This window comes from Paenibacillus sp. LBL, assembly GCF_029893715.1.
GTDB lineage: Bacteria > Bacillota > Bacilli > Paenibacillales > Paenibacillaceae > Paenibacillus_AQ > Paenibacillus_AQ glucanolyticus.
Genome location: NZ_JARXYU010000006.1, coordinates 293,779 through 313,295, shown reverse-complemented (window position 1 = coordinate 313,295; position 19,517 = coordinate 293,779). Strand labels below are relative to the sequence as shown.

Below are 19,517 nucleotides of genomic sequence, written 5' to 3'. Positions count from 1 at the left end.
TGAGATGCGCATTTTTATATTTTCCATGTATAATAGAAGAAATCATTCAAATAGGAGCTAGGAAATGAAAAAGCTAGGAAGAAACGATCTATGTCACTGCGGAAGCGGCAAAAAGTACAAAAGATGTTGTCTTGAAAGAGATGAACGCACGGTTTACGGTAAAGTCATCCAGTTCCCTGGTGCGAAAGCAGCAGAGCCTAAGCTACAGGTCGATCAATTGCAGCAGATGATTAACGACAAGCTGGGGTGGATGGATTGGAACGACGATGAGCATCGCGAGCTTGCAGAGTCCGTGTTTCCTCAGATTTGCAAGGATTACGAATTGCAGGATGAGCAGCAGCTGTTTCAAGTGTTCAGTCTCTTGATGGTCTGGAACAGCTTCTCCAGAGAAGCCAATCCGAAGTACCGCAAACAGGGCGGATATGCAAGTGCGTTAGAATATATAGTAACCTCATCGCTGAACATTTCAACGACGAAGGCTGATATTGCGAAGAAGCACGAGGTTTCCGTCGCCACGTTGACGCGCAACAGCGGTCAGATTCAAGACTTTATGGATGGAGTAGCGGCATCCGGTGACGACGCGAACGTCGACGATGAAGAATCCGATGGGGAAGACAAGGACTTGTCCTTGGGACGCTAGAATTCGCTTAAAATGAAATCGAATTGAATGCGGATTCCTCGCATTCCGGTATATAGCTGTGGTCGCTCCAATGGGAGCGGCCACTTTGCGTTGAATAAGCCAGGCTGATCACATGAAGGCACTGGATATTACAATCTGATCACCTATGGTGGATTCGAGTGAGCAGCACAACCTTACCCCCTGCGTGCCCCTGTCAGCATCCAGCCCAGGGCAAGGCCATACGCCAGATGCCCGGTCAGCCAGAACGCCAGGGCGGCGAGGTCGGACAACGCCGGTGTGCGAACAGACAACGCCGTGGTGGGGAACAGAAGAAGTCCAACGGCAAGACAGACCAGGATAACAAAAGACATGCTGCGTTTACGAGACCATGCTTTTTGCTGCAGGAAGAGGGTTAGAGCCATGCTCAGCAGGACGGAGATTAGAAGGTGCAGCATAAACTCGGTGAGATCGGATAGCTGCAGTTCCTTCAGGACAGGCACGTAATCAACGTTCAGGAGCAGCGTGTAGACTTTGTATGAGGTGAAATGCTCTACCATATTCAAGATCAGTCCAAGGATGATACCGGCGGCAATGCCTGCCCAGACCGATTGAGTAAACCTGTACTTACGCCACATGAGCGACATTCCCCCTTTAGTTGCCATTGTATAACACTCGTCTATTGGAGTGAAACGAATCTTCACTGTAGATAAGAGCGAAGCCGACTACGCGGGGAAGCGCAATGAACATAATCAGATAACCTAATATACTAGCCTGGTCGCCAACACCACTATTACGCGAGTAACCTTGGCTCTTGGCGATGTCCTCGACATATTATCGGACTCAGGATCCGCTATTTACCTCAATTATGCCCGTTTTTTGAATTTTGCGGACTCAGGATCCCTTATTACATCATAAAACAACCAAATTGCTGACTCATATCACAAATAGCGTATCTCATGTCCGTTAGTCTCAAAAGTAACATTTTTCTAGCAAAATAACGTATCCTCTATCCGTTAGCGCAAGAGTAGCATGCCCACAACAATCATAACCATCATAACCATAACCATGAATAACACCATCACACTACCATCATTACAGCGCAGCAGACTTCAGATGATGCACGGCGTTACGGACGTCAAGCCATCCGGAATGGGCGTGAGCTCTGCTGCGCCAATACCACTATTTCACGACACTATTTCACGAGTAACCTTGGCTCTTGGCGATGTCTTCGACATATTAAAGGACATCAGATCCGCTATTTGCCTCATTTAGTTCCTTTTTTGAATCTAACGGACTCAGGATTCCTTATTACCTCATAAAACAGCTAATTTACCGACTCATATCACAAATAACGCATCTCATGTCCGTTAATCTCAAAAGTAACACTTTTCTAGGAAAATAACGTATCCTCTGTCCGTTAGCGCAAGAGTAGCATGCCCACAACAATCATAACCATCATAACCATAACCATGAATAACACCATCACACTACCATCATTACAGCGCAGCAGACTTCAGATGATGCACGGCGTTACGGACGTCAAGCCATCCGGAATGGGCGTGAGCTCTGCTGCGCCAATACCACTATTTCACGACACTATTTCACGAGTAACCTTGGCTCTTGGCGATGTCTTCGACATATTAAAGGACATCAGATCCGCTATTTGCCTCATTTAGTTCCTTTTTTGAATCTAACGGACTCAGGATTCCTTATTACCTCATAAAACAGCTAATTTACCGACTCATATCACAAATAACGCATCTCATGTCCGTTAATCTCAAAAGTAACACTTTTCTAGGAAAATAACGTATCCTCTGTCCGTTAGCCCCAAGAGCAGCATGCCCACAACAATCACAACCATCATAACCATCATAACCATCATAACCATCACAAACCCCCGGTATTATCGTAGATCCAGGTGAGTTGATTGTGCCCATAACCACACCTATAACCATCACAAACCCCCGGTATTACCGTAGACCCAGGTGAGTTGATTGTGCCCACACCCACACCCATAACCATCACAACTACCACCATTTCAGCACAGCGAAATTTCTTAAGACTGCGTTACGAGGTGCAGCCATCCCGAATGGGTTTAACAGCTTTCGATTGGTTCGTCATCAATAGGCTCCTCTTCAAATCATGTATTTATTTGAATTGCTCGGATGTACTCATTATGGGGATATGCCTTTGAAGCGTCTGTGTTTCAGTGTATCGAGATCAGTTTTTATGCGAATATGGCTATTCCGGTAAGTGCGGTGTCCTAACGTTGACTCCGCCGTTCCTTCCGTTGGCCCTAGTACACCTTATCTCAGCCTAAAATCCTTCGCTAAATCGCTCAACAACGAGGTCACCCAATATTGCACAGGTTCGTGCATAAGAATTTCGTTAACCAACGGTTAACGTTTGACACCATCCAAAAACCTATGTACAGTAATAGACAAAAGAATAGGAAGTCCACTAGGGGAGCCGTTGGCGGCTGAGACAAGAGTGTATCTTGGACCCTTTGAACCTGATCTAGTTCGTACTAGCGTAGGAAAGTGGAGCCTTCGTATATAAGGCCTCGGTACGTTTTTCTATCGTACCCGGGCTTGTTGACGAAGCCGCTCCAGTTTCGGGGGCGGCTTTTTAGCGTTGCCTTGAAGGCTGTGTGCGTAACCGGACTTCCTGCTTTTCAATTCATGAGAGGTGGGGATAAGTATGAGTTTCACGCAAGAGCTTCGCAGGCAGTCGGATGGCATTTTTCAAGCGATTTTTGATCATCCCTTTGTGAGAGGGATTGCTGCAGGAACATTATCGAGGGAACAACTGATTCACTATGTGAAGCAAGATTTTGAGTATTTAAACGCCTACATGCGGATTTATGGCATCGCCATATCCAAATCTACCAGCAGGAATGAGATTGCGACTTTTAATGAACAGATTTCTTTTATTCTGAACAGCGAGATTCATCCGCATCAGAACTTTTGCGCTGCCGCAGGGGTGACCTACGAGGAGCTTCAGGGGTATCCGCTTGCGCCATCCGCGCATCATTATATCCGTCACATGTTGACGGTGGCGCATGAGGGCAGTCTTGGCGAGATTATGGCAGTGCTGCTGCCATGTCCCTGGACGTATCTGGAGATTGGCCGCAAGCTGCTGGATGAAGTGAAGCCGGATGAATCTCACCCGTTCTATGACTGGATTTATTTTTACGGCAACCGCGGGGAAGAGGCGACGGCGAAGTTTTGTAACGGTGTTGACCTGTGGGCGGAAAGCGCCACAGCGGCGGAGCGGGAGCGGATGACGGAGCATTTTATGCTGAGCTGCCAGTTGGAGTACATGTTCTGGGACATGGCTTACAAGCAGGAGGAGTGGCCGGTGCAGATGCAGGCTGCGGTGCTGTAAAGAGTAGTGTCTGTAACGATCTAGCATAGATAAGAGAGGCTGATTTCATATGAATATATGGGAAAAAGAGGTTTCGGCGCTTTTGAGCAAGGTACAGCAGACGAGCCCCCTCGTTCACAATATGACAAACGTGGTGGTTACGAATTTTACGGCTAACGGCTTGTACGCGCTGGGCGCGTCGCCGGTAATGGCATATGCGCCGGAGGAAGTGGCGGATATGGCTGCCATCGCGGGTGCCGTGGTGCTAAACATCGGCACGCTGAACCGCGAGCTGGTAGACGCGATGATTACCGCCGGGCTATCGGCGAATGCCCATGGCGTACCGCTCCTATTGGACCCGGTCGGTGCGGGCGCGACCCGCTTTCGGACGGAGTCGGCGCAGCGGATCCTGCGCGAAGTGAAGGTTTCGCTGGTGCGCGGGAATGCGGCTGAAGTGGCTCACCTTGTTGGGGAGGCCCGCGAGATCAAGGGTGTTGATGCAGAGAGCAGCGGAGATATCGGCAATGCCGAGCTTGCGGTGCGGGCTGCGCGGGAGCTGGACACCCTGGTGGTGATCACGGGTAAAGAAGACGTGATCACCGAGGGGACTAATGTTCGCATCATTACCGGCGGCCATGCGCTGCTCACAAAGGTCACCGGAGCAGGTTGCCTGCTGACCTCGGTGCTGGGTGCTTTTGCCGCAGTTGAATCCAACCTGCTGCTTGCAGGCACAGCGGGCCTCGCCTTCTATGGCGCAGCCGCCTCCCGGGCAGCGGAGCGTACGGCTGATCTTGGGCCGGGGAGCTTCCAGAACGCTTTTCTGGATGAGCTGTCCAAGCTTCATCCAGGTTCGCTGCAGGGCTACGCGACCATCCGTGAAGCTGCTGCTGCAGGTGGTGCCCGATGACAGAGGTTCGCGTACCTCGGGCGTTGACCATTGCCGGATCGGACAGCGGAGGCGGTGCCGGAATCCAGGCGGACCTGAAAACCTTCCAGGAGCTCGGCGTGTACGGCATGTCGGCTATAACCGCCATTACCGTACAGAATACTTTGGGGGTTCACGGCGTCTATCCGCTGCCCCCGGAAGCTGCGGCGGAGCAGATCGAAGTGGTAGGCTCGGACCTTGGGGTAGACGCATTGAAGACCGGGATGCTGTTTAACGCTGAGATCATCCGTCTTGTTGCTGATCAGATCCATAAATTTGGCTGGGAGAAGGTTGTTGTTGATCCGGTGATGATTGCCAAGGGAGGCGCCGAGCTGCTGCAGAACGAAGCGGTGCTTGCAATGAAAGAGCACCTCCTGCCACTGGCGTTGGTGGTTACCCCTAACATCCCGGAGGCGGAAGTATTGGCAGGGATGCGCATTCGGACGATGGAGGACCGGCGAGAGGCTGCAAGGCGTATTCATGCGCTCGGTCCGAAGATCGTTGTTATTAAAGGCGGCCATGATGAGGGAGGACCTGACCGAGAAGATAGGGATCACGAAGAAGCCCGGATATATGGCATCAGCGCAGGGGCGGATCGGGAAGAGAATTTGGAAGAACATTCGGAAGAACATTCGGACAAATACGTGAAAGAGATTTTGGCAGAACACACAGAAGAGCAGATGGAAAAACACATGGACAAACACCAGGAGGATCACATAAACGATCACATGGAAGATATTTTGAAAGAGTCCACGGAAAAGCACATGGAAGTGCATCTGGACGTTGTGAATCATCCCGATGATCAAGCGAGAACAGCCATGTACACGGAAAAGTTTAGTCACATGAACTTCCCCATTTTCAAGGCTGTAGGAAATGATAGAGATCCTCAAGTCATCGATCTTATATATGATGGTGCTGCCTTCACGGAACTCAGCGGGAAGCGGGTGAATACCGTTCATACACACGGGACCGGCTGCACCTTCTCAGCGGCGATCGCTGCGGGCTTGGCCCAGGGCATGAGCGCATTCGATGCCATTCGAAGCGGGCGCTCATTCATTCAGGCGGCCATTGAGGACGGCTTGAACTTGGGGCAAGGACATGGGCCGACAAATCATTGGGCGTATCAACGTCGTCAGGGGGTGCTCCGATGACGGGGAGAATCGCACCCGAGATGATGAGACAGCATCTGCGAATGTACCTCGTACTCGGTAGTGTGAACTGCATCGCAGAACCCGAATGGGTTGTGCAGGAAGCCATAGTCGGCGGTGCGACCATGGTCCAGTTCCGGGAAAAAGGGCGAGCTGCGCTTACCGGCGAGCCAAGGATTCAGCTGGCACGCCGAATCCGGAATCTGTGCCGCCAGGCCGGTGTTCCGTTCATCGTCAATGACGATGTGGGGCTGGCTCTCAAGCTGAACGCCGACGGCGTGCACATCGGCCAGGACGACGAATCCGCGGCTTCCGTCCGTGAGCGGATCGGTAAGCGGATTCTTGGCGTCTCCGCGCATACAATAGAAGAAGCTCGCCGGGCGATCCACCACGGCGCCGATTACATCGGTGTTGGTCCGATCTATCCGACCGTCTCGAAGGAGGATGCCAAGCCGGTGCAGGGCCCAGGACTTCTGCGGGCCATGCGCGCAGCCGGAATCGATATGCCGATCGTTGGGATCGGCGGGATAACGGCAGAGAAGGCGGAAGAAGTGGTTGGAGCGGGAGCCGATGGTGTTGCCGTGATATCCGCCGTGACTGCTGCAGGGTCTGTTCGGGATGCAGCTGCCAGCATCAGAGCCAAGGCTGACGTTATCTAGAATTGAATCGGAGACGAGGCATTCCATTATTAAAGCGTAGTGTGGGTCGGCACAATCCACCGAAAGATGCAGATGTCATATTTTGACTAATGACAATGATATCCAAAATATGATAAAGTTTGTTTATTCCGTCTCCGACGGAATATCGTCCGTTCGGAGTGGACAATAAACGAAAAAACATCTGTAGGTGATCGTGACATGAAGAAGAATAAACTCGGCTTACTGCCGAAAATCCTGATTGCCATTATCCTAGGTATTGTGATCGGCTCATTATCGCCGGAATGGCTGGTTGCATCCCTGGCTACGTTTAGCGGGTTGTTCGGGAACTTCCTTGGTTTTGCTATTCCATTAATTATTATCGGATTCATTGCTCCCGGGATCGGAGAGCTCGGAAAAGGAGCAGGTCGTCTGTTAGGTGTCACTACCGGGCTTGCGTATATCTCCACGGTTCTAGCCGGTCTGTTAGCGTTTGTAGCAGCGACATTATTGTATCCGCATGTGCTGGAGGTTGGCGGCCTGATCAATTCCTATACCAATCCGGAAGAGGCGCTGCTGGAACCTTTTTTCAAGGTGGAGATGCCTCCCGTATTCGGCGTCATGACGGCTCTGCTGCTGGCCTTCACGCTTGGGCTGGGCGCGGCTGTTATCAAGGGACAAGCTTTGCAGAAGGTGATGGTGGATTTCCGGGAGATTGTTGAGAAGCTGATCGCCTCGGTCATCATTCCGCTGCTGCCGTATCATATCCTCTGCGTGTTTGCCAATTTGACCTATGGCGGGCAAGTGACTATGATCCTGTCGGTATTCGCAAAAGTATTCATTATGATCATTGCGCTGCACGTGCTTTTCCTGGTCATACAATATTTCGTTGCAGGTCAAGTCGCGCGCAAGAATCCGTTTACCCTGCTGAAGAACATGGTGCCGGCCTATTTTACGGCTATAGGTACTCAATCCTCGGCTGCGGCCATTCCGGTTACACTGCGTCAAACCAAGCTGAACGGGGTCCGTGGGAAGGTGGCTGATTTTGTTATCCCATTGTGTGCAACCATTCACCTCTCCGGCAGTACGATTACGCTGGTAAGCTGCTCCATGGCGGTTATGCTGCTCACGGGTATGCCAGCTTCCATCGGGACGATGTTCCCGTTCATCCTGATGCTCGGAATTACGATGGTCGCCGCTCCCGGCGTTCCTGGAGGTGCTGTTATGGCAGCTTTGGGTTTGCTCGAGTCGATGCTGGGTTTCGATACAACGCTGACCTCGCTCATGATTGCCCTTTATATTGCGCAAGACAGCTTCGGCACAGCCTGTAACGTAACAGGAGATGGAGCGATTGCCGTGATCACGGACGGCGTGAGCAGGTCGGAACCTGCGTAGCATGCTGTACGTTAAGAGCCAGTTCAACACCTATTCGTGTGTTGGGCTGGTTTTTTTGTGGCATCGATGGCTTATTGCGGACGTTGGATTTTTTTTCGGTAAAATTAGAGGGGTTGAGGATGTTGGAGGGGAAAATTTTATGGATAATCTCGCTGACAGTTAACTTGTAAAATTACGAAAGAAGAAAGCAATGCATCCCATCTAGCATCAAATAATTTCACTAAATCATAGAGCGGTTGCAAGCAGTGTTTTTATGAAGAGGAGAACAACCTATTATGAAAAAGAAAATATCTTTGTCTCTATCTGTTATTTTGTTAATAGCAATATTGGCATCTTCCCCTTGGATCACGGAGTCTTTCGCAAAGACAAGAGCCATGACAGACTTTGAGAAGAAATGGGAAAGCACCTCGGACGGTTGTGGATTTAATTGCTCGGGCTGCGGGTTTTTAAGTTCCAAGAAGGTGATGTTTGGCCGGAACGTGGAGTTGGCATTTGCTTGCGGTCTATCTCCAACAACGAACGGAGAAATGGAGAAAACGAACGGCAAGTTTTTCGTTTCGTTTTTGGGGACTGTGCATTGACTGTAAGATTATAGCCTTATAACTTCCAAACAGAATCTAATAGACTTAATAATAGGAAGAAATGACTATATCACGATATGGTGTATGTGTATCATGGACATATGAAGGACCTCAGAACCTTTTCCAGTTATTTGAAATGAAGTAAAATTACTAGTTAACAAATGACGAAGAGGTTGACTTATGACCAAGATACTTGTGCCTCCTGAGGTGCTGCTCGCAGTGTCGGATCAATTTGATAGAGCCTCCGATCAACTGGAAACCAATAAAAATACTTTGAATCAACAGATCCAGATGCTGGTATCCTGTTGGGATGGCACGACGTGTTCTCGTTTTTATTATGATTTCCAGCAAGCTTACCGAGACATGAAGTTGACGATTGAGCACATGCAGGTGACCAGTCAGGAATTGAAGAGAATCGCCTATAGATTCATGCAGGTGGATAATGAGGCAGACCATACAGATCCCAGATGTTTGGCTCCACAACTAGTGTTCCCAGACGGGATGAGCGAAGTCCATTCTGGGAAGGGGATAGAGGAAAAGTCGTTTGGAGATCAACTGAAGGATCTGGGGGATGAAGCCAAAGCCTTCGCGGAGGGAGCCAAATCAGGGGCAACTGCGCTGTGGAGCTCGGTTAAAGATACGACAAGCTCCTTGATTGAGGACCCAATTGGCACCGGTAAGCAGATGGCGTACGATGCTACGGTCGGAACGGCTGAGGAGATCGTGAATACGACTGTATGGGGTGCCAAAATGGCATTTGATGTCGGGGATACCCGAGAAAAATTCGATGAGAGGATACAGACTGAGCAAGAGCGAATGAATGAGATGGGGATGTCGACCTATCTTGGGCAGCAGGGTGCCCTGATCCTTGGCGGCGTTGCTCTTAACCGGGTTGGGGTGAAGAAGACGCCTAATCTTAGGCATGATGCGGGTGGAGATGGCGGTAGGGGAGAGAACATTGGTGTCAGGGTTAGTAGTGATACTATTATTAACTCAGCAACACAGGCTAAAAAGGGTGGAGAGACTGTTGCAGGACATGCTCTACAAAAACATGCAGGAAGAAATCCTGATATTTGGGGCAAAGTTAAGGGTGGCTCAGACCAAATTAATCAGACAGCACAGAAGCATTTGGAGGACATTATTGATGCCCCAGGAGATTTATTACAGTTACAAACGATAGGGGAATCACATTCCTAGAAAAGAAATTGCCTGATGGTCGGGGAGTAAGACTCAATCAAGACGGAACATTTAAGGGCTTTATTGACCAATAAAAGGAGTGGATAGTTTGGAGAACCTTGAAATAATACTAGAGGACATCCGAAAAAATGAGTTAGATAGGTTAGTATCTGATGAACTTAAAATTAACTCGTCAGAAGTTAAGTCTTCCCATTTCTTTGACAACATCAGTGGAGCAGATTTTGAATTCCATCAAATCAAAAGTCTCATGGATGTGCTTTCACCGATTGGAACGGGAAATGTGTTTCTGAACCAAATGGAAATAGGATGTAGCTTAAAAGATGTGATGATAATATTTTCCTTTGATGAAGAATTTGGAGATATTACATTTAATTTTCCGGAGAATGAGCTATTTGATGGAAAAAGTTCGGATGTAAGGCTAAAAGCCAAAAAAATATTAGAATCTCTTGTGGTTCTGAGAGATAAATTCGATATTCCAAAAATCAGAATCGGTTTTGAGCCTGCATCTGACGATGATACTTGCCTAGTGGAGATTGGTCGGGAAGCAGTTGATCTAGAAAGTGCAGTAGAACTTATTTTTAGATAGTACCCAACTCCTTAAGGAGCGCAACTTCGAGCACATAGCTGTCAGAGCCGGAAGAAAAAAGAGATTCCCATCAATTGAGGAATCTCTTTTTTCATGTATGCTATCTAATTCCGATATAACTCCTTAAGGATGTTCAATCCTTTTAATTGGTTTTCCTCATCCTGCTGCAATAGCAGCGAGTTAATTTCAAGGATAATGTCATTATCTTTTTTACCTAGTGACATAAAGTCAAAGAAGTCGATATTTAGCGCTGTTGTAATTTTTTCGAGGGTTTGAACAGTGAAATTGCCTTCTCCTCTTTCCAGCCTGCCTATATAGCTAAATGAGGACCCGATTTTCTCGGCAAGCTCCTCTTGAGTTAAGTTCTGGTTTTTTCTGATTTCTCGTATAGCAATGCCCAATCTCTCTGTAACCGATTTATGCATACATGTATCGACTCCTCTTATATATGAAGTGTAGACAAAAGGAAGTTAATATTGGAGTCACTAAAAGTTTCATTTTATATTAATTATTGTCCTTAAAAGTTTCATATGGTAAATTGTAAATATATTCTAGTATGAGAGATGACAACAAAAGTTATTCTTTTTACAAGTGAGATTTTTGCATTAATTGACAGGTGTTCGATTCATCTATACTATTACTATTGATTCTAAAACCAAATTATGGATGTTCCAAAGCGAGAATATTCTTATTGGAGGTTTTTGAAATGATACATACAACCACGATACGATCAGAACTGGAGACTTACCTCAAGAAGACGGGATTAACGATAAATCAATTTGGAGAGCTATCCAAAATTAACTCAGGAACATTAAGTACTATCATTAAGGGGGTTCGACCCATTGCCATGCAGCAGTTGGATCGTATTGTTGCAGCTATGGGATTGCCTGAGGGCAGCTTTTATGAGTTATATCTGGAGGAATGTTTCAGTTATCCACTCAATTGGAGAAGGCTGAAGCCATTTTTATATCGTTGTGCCGAACTGGATAAGCTGATGTTAATTCAGAAGGTTGTACGATACATGACAGATAACCTAGCCTATGTGCCGTTACTTTTTGATACAGCTGAAGTTTTATTAAACCAAGAAAAGCGTTCAGCAGCAGCAATCATATACGAATCTGTAGCTGAAAGTGAGAAGTATCAACATTCAGAGCGATTAGCACTATGTCATTACCGATTATTTACAATATCCATAGGGCATGACCAGGAAAAAAATCTTCGGGCAGCCACCAAATTTGAGGGATTCGTCGAGCGGTTAGATGAAATAGATCAATTGGATGCGTTGAAAGACTTAGCTAATACATATCTATCACTTCGTCAATGGGGCAAAGTAGATGAGATGTCAAAAGAAATGGGCAGAAAGGCAACTATTCAATATCATCATAAATATAATCAAAACAGTAGATTTAAATATAATTTACTTAAAAAACCTAAGCGACCGTTGTTTTTGTATATCATATACTCGCACTTACTACGTTCAGCAGTTTGTGACGAAATGGGTAATTACGAGCTAGCATTAAAGTATGTTTCACTATATTCGGATTTGAGTTGGGTCAAAGAGGATACAGCAGAAGCACTTCGTATCAAAGAAGAATTTAAAATACTGGCTCTAGTAAATACATGTTTATATCAGCTTATGATGGGACAAGTTGAAGTACTGCCGCAATATGTAGCTTATGTTGAATCGAGAGAAGCTGAGATCCTTCCGGCACTAATCAAAATTATTCAAGCTGCTAATAAGTATAATTTCAACATTGATTTTGTTCTGGAAAAATTCGAAAGTCAAATTTCTTCCTATGCAGTTAAACAAGCTAATATTGGAACTTATACCTATCAAGTAGTAGCCGATCGGTATACTCATTTTTTAAGTGAGCTATCTCTTTATTATTTACGCAGTCAGCGATATGATATCGGTATAAATTGCTTATTGGATTGTTTGGCATCAGCCATTGAAATTCATAGTGATAGTGCTATTCTTAATTGTGTAAGAATGTTTGAGAAATTTAGAGATTTTACATCTGTTGAAGTACAAAATAAATATAATACTTTAATTAGCGAGGTGCCAAAGAAATGAAAAGAAAAATTGCACTATGGTTAGTTACTGTAATTGTTACTATCTCTATTAGCATTCCATTACATGCTGCTGAGCCAATTTATGTTCAACTTTATACTCATGGTGGGGGCGCGTATTAATTGAAGTAATTTATATATACAGACGTTCCTATTGTCATAGGGCGTCTATTTTTTCACAAGCTCAGAATAATTATCTTGAAAAATTTATTCTAAAAACACAAAATTACAGGCAGTTACTGCCAAAATCAAAATAGAGAATAGAGTTAATTTCAAGTAAGACAGTTATGAACAGACCTTACCTTGCCCAGCAAAGTAAATTGTTTATGTTATGATTCTATCAGGGGTAGTATCTAGTGCGAATGTAAAGCGAACATGAAAAACCAGGTGGGTTCGCACCACATTATATCCATATTATATAAAATTATTAAATACATGTATTTTTTTATTGATACCTTTATTGATTAATAAGCTGTTTTTTTCTCTATAATTTTCGTTTTTTAATATATTTTTACCGAAAAACGGAGTCGCACCCTGCATGGGTGCGTGGATTGAAATCAAAGGTTCCACACGGGCATTGTCTCCTTTCTTGTCGCACCCTGCATGGGTGCGTGGATTGAAATGATTTCGGCTTGCTATCCGGGGTGGGTATCCCCGTCGCACCCTGCATGGGTGCGTGGATTGAAATATTCCGGTACACATCGCCCATTAAAACCTTTTGTGTCGCACCCTGCATGGGTGCGTGGATTGAAATCGCTTGGCTGCCGCTTTGACAGCTTCGCGTGACGCGTCGCACCCTGCATGGGTGCGTGGATTGAAATTTCGTATACTGAAGCCGCGAGCCTTGGAATTTCTTAGGTCGCACCCTGCATGGGTGCGTGGATTGAAATACCTCTGTAATATCACCATCAAATAGCTTTTCTTGTCGCACCCTGCATGGGTGCGTGGATTGAAATGTCTGACCAAACTTGCCGTACAGGGTGTTTAGAAAGTCGCACCCTGCATGGGTGCGTGGATTGAAATAATACAGTGTTCAAGGCACTTGGAGAAATTATTACCGTCGCACCCTGCATGGGTGCGTGGATTGAAATATTGAGATACTTGGTATACTCAAGATCGCTTAATGTCGCACCCTGCATGGGTGCGTGGATTGAAATTTGCCATTCGGGCGGCGGCTCATGACTGTGCCAGGTCGCACCCTTCGTGGGTGCGTGGATTGAAATATCTGGCTGAATTACGGAGGGCGCTACGGAGTCGGGTCGCACCCTACATGGGTGCGTGGATTGAAATTGCACATTCCGGAAGAGTTAGCAGCCCGGAGATTTCGTCGCACCCTACATGGGTGCGTGGATTGAAATCGGATCCCGTGCACAACTCCGGCAGGTTGGCCCGGACCGTCGCACCCTACATGGGTGCGTGGATTGAAATGATAAAGCGGAAGGAGGCGCATCCCCATCGAAATGTCGCACCCTACATGGGTGCGTGGATTGAAATACCAATAAACCAACGGGGTCCGATCTCTTGTAAGTCGCACCCTTCGTGGGTGCGTGGATTGAAATTTTCACGTAATCTATTGCTCCGCAAATGTCGTAGAAGTCACACCCTACATAGGTGTGTGCTTTGAAATGGCGGCACTCAAAGATGAGTAAAAAGTAGTACATTTTACAATGTAAATAACATACTTAACATAAAAACAACGGTAAGTCGCAGATTTTTTGCGATCATCCGTTGTTTTTTAGCTAATCCAGTTATAAATGATAGAAAATTGTATATTTCAGGAAGGTCTTGGAGATGCGCCTGCAGAATTATATATGTTAGGAATATTAGTATTTTAATAGGAATAAAGAACTATGTTGTATGTATATACAAGGCAAATAAAGGGGGCATAAGATGGCCTATATCGCCCATATTCGCAAAAGTGACCTGGAGCATCAGTCTGTTGAGGAGCATCTACTCGGTGTCAAAATTCTAGCCGAGATGTATGGGGAGCCTTTAGGTGTTAAGCATATTACGGGGCTTGCTGGGATGCTTCATGATATGGGGAAGTACACGGATAAATTCAAAAATTACTTATACGAAGCTTTAGAAAATCCTGAGTCTCCTCCGAAAAGAGGCAGTGTTGATCACTCTACCGCTGGGGGGCGTCTGCTCTATAAGTTATTTCATACTGGGAGAATTGATAGATACAAGGGCATTTTAGCAGAGATTGTAGGTAACGCGATCATATCTCATCATTCTTATCTAAAGGATTTTTTGAGTCCTGAATTGGAATCGAATTATTTAAATCGTGTTCGGGACAAAGAGATAGAGGAGTATGAGGAAAGTGTACAACGTTTCTTTGAATATACAATCGGTGAAGATGACTTCCGTCTATATGTTAACCAAGCAGAACTTGAATTAAGTGAATTCATGGGTAGAAACTCATCAATCACCCTAGAGAATAAATGTATGTTCCTCACTAAGTTTGTTTTTAGTGCACTTATTGATGCGGATCGAACCAATACCAGGTGTTTTGAGGAAAAAAGTTTAGATGAATACAAGAGGCCGCACTTCGAGGGTCTCTTTGATACCTACTACAGCAGATTGATGAAAGAGATAGATTCCTTTGCAAGTTATAGTTCTTCACCAATTAATCGACTTCGAAATCAGATGTCAGAGCAATGCGACCGTTTTGCTGAAAAACCCTCGGGTATTTATACGTTGTCGATCCCAACGGGCGGCGGTAAAACATTGGCCAGTCTTCGATATGCACTCAAGCATGCTCGAACTTATAACAAAAGGCATATTATTTATGTCTTACCATACACGACAATAATAGAACAGAATGCAGCTGAAGTGCGACGGATTCTTCAGGATGACGCTAATATACTGGAGCATCATTCCAACGTGGTTGAGGAATCTGATGAAGATGATGAACATATGGAAGGTATGTTGTCCGTTCGGGAAAAGTTGAAGTTAGCCAAAGACAACTGGGACTCTCCAATTATTTTTACTACGATGGTGCAGTTTTTGAATGTGTTTTATGACAAAGGGAGTCGAAATATTCGCAGACTTCACAATTTGAGCGAATCCGTCATTATCTTTGATGAAGTGCAGAAGGTACCTGTTTCATGTGTATCCCTATTTAATACAGCACTGAACTTTCTGAATCTGTACGCTCATTCTAGCATTGTTCTTTGTACGGCTACGCAACCAGCACTTGATTTCGTGGAGCACAAACTGAGTATCAGTCCAGATGCGGAAATGATCAAGGATATACAACAAGTAATTACGGCATTCAAAAGAGTAGAGATACAGGATTGTGCAACAGATCATTTTTTTAATAATGAGAGCCTAGTAGAATTTATCACTGATCGGATGGGCGAAACAAAAAGTGTTTTAGTGATTTTGAATACGAAATCCGTTGTCAAAAATTTGTATCAGCAACTGTTAACGGGCATCTCCGAGATTCCTATTTACCACTTAAGCACATCAATGTGTGCTGCTCACCGAAAAAAGAAACTGGATGAAGTGCGGGAACTTCTAAAGAATGGAGACAAAGTGATTTGTGTCAGCACGCCATTAATTGAAGCCGGCGTCGATGTCAGTTTTGAATGCGTCATTCGCTCCTTAGCAGGCTTGGATTCGATTGCGCAGGCAGCCGGAAGATGTAACCGTCATGGGGAACATGTTCTGAGACAGGTGTATGTGATTGATCACGAAGAGGAGAACTTGAGACATCTTAAGGAGATTCAGAAGGGAAAACAGATTTCCAAGAAAATTTTGATCGATTTGAAACGGGATTCCTTGTGTCATGGCGGTCACCTATTGTCTGTGCAAGCAATGGAAAAATATTTTCAGGAGTTCTATACGGATTTCAAATCGGCATTGGACTATTCGATTCCTAAATTAGGACAGAGTATGACCAACTTATTATTCGGGGGATTAGCTAATAACAAATACTATCAAGAGTACGCTACCAACAAGAAGGTCAGGCTGCCTTTGTTTATAGTCAACAGTTATCAGACTGCGGCAGAGCATTTCAATGTGATTGATGACCGTAATACTTCAGTAATCGTCCCTTACGGAGAAGAAGGTAAGGACATTATAGCAGAGCTTAACGGGGCTGAGCGTATTGACGACTTCTCGAAACTATTGCGAAGAGCGCAGCAGTTCACTATCAATTTATTTGATCATGAATTGCGGACCTTAGACAAGAACGGTGGATTAGAACGGATATTGGATGGACAAATGATGGTGCTGCGTGACGGAGCATATAGCGAAGAATTTGGACTCGATATGGAGAATGATAGCTGGTCGGGTTTGGAATTGTATTAGTCATATTTTTTGAAAGGAGGTGAATCTATGAGAAACTCCGTAGAGTTTAAGGTTTATGGTGATTACGCATTATTTACTGATCCTCTGACAAAGCTGGGCGGGGAGAAACTTTCCTATCAGGTGCCGACGTATCAGGCTATTAAAGGCATTGTAGAGTCAATTTATTGGAAACCCACACTAATTATGGTCATTGATAAGATTCGTGTCATGAAAGCGATCCGTATGGAGTCGAAAGGCATTCGACCAATCGATTATAGCGGAGGCAACACGCTTGCTAATTACACGTACTTAAAGGACGTAGAATATCAAGTGCGTGCTCACTTTGTTTTTAACATGAACCGACCGGATCTGGAATTTGATCGTAACGAACATAAACACCATAACATATTAAAACGTTCGCTTCAGGTTGGTGGTCGCAGAGATATCTTTTTAGGTGCACGTGAGTGTCAAGGATACGTGGAGCCGTGTGTTTTTGGCGAAGGCGAAAGTTTTTACGGTGGCTATGGGGATATTCATCTGGGTCATATGGTGCATGGGATTAATTATCCGGATGAAACCGGTAGAGAGCAATTAGAGGTAAGACTCTGGAACGCTGTTATGAAGGATGGGGTTATTACTTTCCCTAGGCCAGAGGCGTGTACTCAGGTCCGCACTATCTCGGATATGAAGCCGAAGCATTTTGATCATACCAATGTGGAATCTGCAGATCAATTGTTAGCCAGTTGGGGAGAGGAGGGGAATCCATGAGCTGGCTCATGAAATTATATGAAACGTATGAATCGAATCTGGATTGTGTCGGAGAAACGGAGCAGCGATATAATCGTGAATTTACACTACTGCCTGTATCACACACAACTCAGAATGCTCATATAGAAGTCACTGTAACCGAAAGTGGAGAGTTTCATTCTGCCGAGGTTATTGTTGATAAAAGTGATATGAGTACACTGATCCCATGCACTGAAAAATCAGCAAGCCGTGCCGGGGCGGTGATTGCTCCTTATCCGCTGCATGACAAGCTGAGTTATGTATCCGGAGATTACGTCGCTTACGGCGGTAAGATTAAGGGAGAGGAGCCTTTTGCAACTTACATACAAGAACTTCAGAACTGGGCTGATTCACCCTATACACACTCCAAGGTGAAGAGTATCTATCAATATTTAAGCAAGAAGCAATTAATTCATGATTTGGTGAGGTGCAGTATTCTTTGTGTGGACGGGGCCAATCAGCTTATTGAAAAATGGGATAAGAAATATGAAGCTTTGTATCCTGAGAAGCCTGCGATTTTTAGTGTTGTGGCTGGCGAACAGACAAGCGCATTTATCCGCTTTAATGTGTATTCGCCTGATCGAATTCTCACAAAGGTTTGGAACGATTCTGAAATGTATCTTTCATTTATCCAATATTACCAAGAGCAGTTGGGTAGCGAAGATCTTTGTTATGTGTCCGGTAAGAGGTTGCCGAGTACGGACAAACATGCGAATAAAATTCGAAATGCTGCTGATAAAGCCAAACTGATCTCGGCGAATGATACGACAGGTTTTACTTTTCGAGGACGATTTATCCACAGTAGGGATGCTGCAAGTATCAGTTATGACGTGTCGCAAAAAGCACATAATGCATTGAAATGGCTCATTAATCGGCAAGGTAAAACTATGGATCAGCGGGTATTTCTGGTATGGGGGAACGATGCTTTAGTTCTTCCTGATCCTTCAGAAGACACCTTTGCCCTTGATCCTGAGGCCATATCAGAGGCCATCATTAAATCGAGTACGAATACAGCACTTGCGAGCGAAGTAGCTAAAGCCTTGGACGGTTACCGGAACAAATTGGTTTCGAAATCGGATCCATTCAGTGGAGAGGTCAATATTATGATTCTTGACTCGGCAACTACGGGGCGTATGGCTGTATTGTATTATCGTAATTTAAACATGGAAATTTATTTAAATAGGCTAGTGAAATGGCACACCTCGTGCGCGTGGCTCCATCGGTACCGAAAAAATGAACAGGGCGAATTCGTTTCTTTCTATGGAGCGCCGTCAACAAAGGATATCGCTTTTGCCGCTTATGGGCCAAGAGCCGGGGACAAGCTGGTCAAAGGATTGATGGAGCGTATGCTTCCATGTATTGTGGATGGCACCAAAGTTCCTCAGGACATCATCAAAAGTGTATATATTCGTGCTTCTAACCCGGTATCCATGGAAACTTGGGAATGGGAGAAAACGCTGAGTATTGCTTGCGCATTGATTAATAAAGATTTTACAGATCGACAGGAGGGACTTGGATTGGCACTAGATGTGAATAACGATGACCGCAGTTATTTGTTCGGACGAATGCTTGCGGTTGCGGATGTACTGGAACGACGAGCTTTAGGCGATGAGAAGCGGGCGACAAATGCCATACGATACATGAATGCCTTTGCTAAGCATCCTGAGCGCACATGGCAAGTCATTCAAGCAGCTTTACAGCCTTATCAAGCCCGATTGGGAAGGGACGCGACCTATTGGAGTAAGATCATTGATGAAATCGGGTATGCGTTCAAACCCGAAGAGTTTAACAATAAATCTTTGAGCGGCCAATATCTGCTCGGCTTTTATAGTCAGCGTCATGAGCTCTACCAGAAGAAAAATAAAACTGACGATGCTACTGCATCAGAAACATCTAACGATTAAGGAGTGATT

General features: G+C 45.4%; 14 protein-coding genes, 2 pseudogenes, 1 CRISPR repeat array and 1 riboswitch. Of the genes and pseudogenes, 14 read left to right on the top strand and 2 right to left on the bottom strand.

Translation table 11 applies throughout. The features are described from left to right. The first annotated feature begins 64 nt into the window (after positions 1 to 64). Positions 65 to 640 (top strand): YecA family protein, encoded by a 576-nt coding sequence (locus M2277_RS16285; protein WP_006208423.1) that lies wholly within the window; start codon positions 65 to 67, stop codon positions 638 to 640. 173 nt (positions 641 to 813) lie between these two features. On the opposite strand, the gene M2277_RS16280 is transcribed toward M2277_RS16285, so the two are convergent. Next, positions 814 to 1,254 (bottom strand): hypothetical protein, encoded by a 441-nt coding sequence (locus tag M2277_RS16280; protein WP_063478687.1) that lies wholly within the window; start codon positions 1,252 to 1,254, stop codon positions 814 to 816. Positions 1,255 to 3,071: 1,817 nt separating this feature from the next. Next, positions 3,072 to 3,175: riboswitch (TPP riboswitch) on the top strand. A gap of 144 nt (positions 3,176 to 3,319) precedes the next feature. Here M2277_RS16280 and tenA point away from each other — a divergent pair. The 9 genes and pseudogenes from tenA to M2277_RS16235 all read left to right on the top strand — a co-directional run bounded on the left by tenA (position 3,320) and on the right by M2277_RS16235 (position 10,452). After that, positions 3,320 to 4,006 carry a thiaminase II gene (gene tenA, locus M2277_RS16275; RefSeq protein ID WP_148248104.1) on the top strand — a complete coding sequence of 229 codons (687 nt, stop codon included), beginning with the start codon at positions 3,320 to 3,322 and terminating at the stop codon, positions 4,004 to 4,006. Positions 4,007 to 4,055: 49 nt separating this feature from the next. After that, positions 4,056 to 4,892 carry a hydroxyethylthiazole kinase gene (thiM, locus tag M2277_RS16270; protein ID WP_280755181.1) on the top strand — a complete coding sequence of 279 codons (837 nt, stop codon included), beginning with the start codon at positions 4,056 to 4,058 and terminating at the stop codon, positions 4,890 to 4,892. Further along, positions 4,889 to 5,440 (top strand): annotated as a pseudogene (thiD, locus tag M2277_RS16265) (bifunctional hydroxymethylpyrimidine kinase/phosphomethylpyrimidine kinase); the annotation flags it as partial. The gene thiM and the pseudogene thiD, both read left to right, overlap by 4 nt. Before the next feature lie 342 nt (positions 5,441 to 5,782). Next, a pseudogene (locus M2277_RS16260) lies at positions 5,783 to 6,061 on the top strand (bifunctional hydroxymethylpyrimidine kinase/phosphomethylpyrimidine kinase); the annotation flags it as partial. Then, positions 6,058 to 6,717 carry a thiamine phosphate synthase gene (gene thiE / locus M2277_RS16255; RefSeq protein WP_280755180.1) on the top strand — a complete coding sequence of 220 codons (660 nt, stop codon included), beginning with the start codon at positions 6,058 to 6,060 and terminating at the stop codon, positions 6,715 to 6,717. The pseudogene M2277_RS16260 and the gene thiE, both read left to right, overlap by 4 nt. A gap of 198 nt (positions 6,718 to 6,915) precedes the next feature. Continuing rightward, entirely contained in the window at positions 6,916 to 8,088 is a 1,173-nt protein-coding gene (locus tag M2277_RS16250; RefSeq protein WP_280755179.1) for a dicarboxylate/amino acid:cation symporter, read from the top strand. A 275-nt stretch (positions 8,089 to 8,363) separates the two neighbouring features. After that, positions 8,364 to 8,669 (top strand): hypothetical protein, encoded by a 306-nt coding sequence (locus M2277_RS16245; protein WP_280755178.1) that lies wholly within the window; start codon positions 8,364 to 8,366, stop codon positions 8,667 to 8,669. A 180-nt stretch (positions 8,670 to 8,849) separates the two neighbouring features. Continuing rightward, on the top strand, positions 8,850 to 9,866 hold the full coding sequence (locus M2277_RS16240; protein ID WP_280755177.1) for a WXG100 family type VII secretion target: 1,017 nt from the start codon (positions 8,850 to 8,852) through the stop codon (positions 9,864 to 9,866). Positions 9,867 to 9,945: 79 nt separating this feature from the next. After that, positions 9,946 to 10,452, top strand: coding sequence for a hypothetical protein (locus M2277_RS16235; protein ID WP_348537781.1), 507 nt, complete (start codon positions 9,946 to 9,948; stop codon positions 10,450 to 10,452). Positions 10,453 to 10,556: 104 nt separating this feature from the next. Here the strand turns inward: M2277_RS16235 and M2277_RS16230 are convergent, their stop codons facing one another. Beyond that, positions 10,557 to 10,877, bottom strand: coding sequence for a helix-turn-helix domain-containing protein (locus M2277_RS16230; RefSeq protein WP_280755175.1), 321 nt, complete (start codon positions 10,875 to 10,877; stop codon positions 10,557 to 10,559). Between the two features lie 281 nt (positions 10,878 to 11,158). On the opposite strand from M2277_RS16230, the gene M2277_RS16225 reads away from it, so the two are divergent. The 4 genes from M2277_RS16225 (at position 11,159) to cas8c (ending at position 19,508) form a co-directional block, all read left to right on the top strand. Then, complete coding sequence (locus M2277_RS16225; protein WP_280755174.1) at positions 11,159 to 12,526, top strand: helix-turn-helix domain-containing protein; 1,368 nt, start codon at positions 11,159 to 11,161, stop codon at positions 12,524 to 12,526. 522 nt (positions 12,527 to 13,048) lie between these two features. Further along, positions 13,049 to 14,149: a CRISPR direct-repeat array (repeat unit 32 nt; unit sequence GTCGCACCCTGCATGGGTGCGTGGATTGAAAT). A gap of 263 nt (positions 14,150 to 14,412) precedes the next feature. Then, entirely contained in the window at positions 14,413 to 16,839 is a 2,427-nt protein-coding gene (cas3, locus tag M2277_RS16220; RefSeq protein WP_280755173.1) for a CRISPR-associated helicase Cas3', read from the top strand. A 27-nt stretch (positions 16,840 to 16,866) separates the two neighbouring features. After that, positions 16,867 to 17,586, top strand: a complete 720-nt coding sequence (cas5c, locus tag M2277_RS16215; RefSeq protein WP_280755172.1) for a type I-C CRISPR-associated protein Cas5c — start codon at positions 16,867 to 16,869, stop codon at positions 17,584 to 17,586. Then, on the top strand, positions 17,583 to 19,508 hold the full coding sequence (gene cas8c, locus M2277_RS16210; RefSeq protein WP_280755171.1) for a type I-C CRISPR-associated protein Cas8c/Csd1: 1,926 nt from the start codon (positions 17,583 to 17,585) through the stop codon (positions 19,506 to 19,508). Before cas5c ends, cas8c begins: the two co-directional genes overlap by 4 nt. Positions 19,509 to 19,517 lie beyond the last annotated feature (9 nt).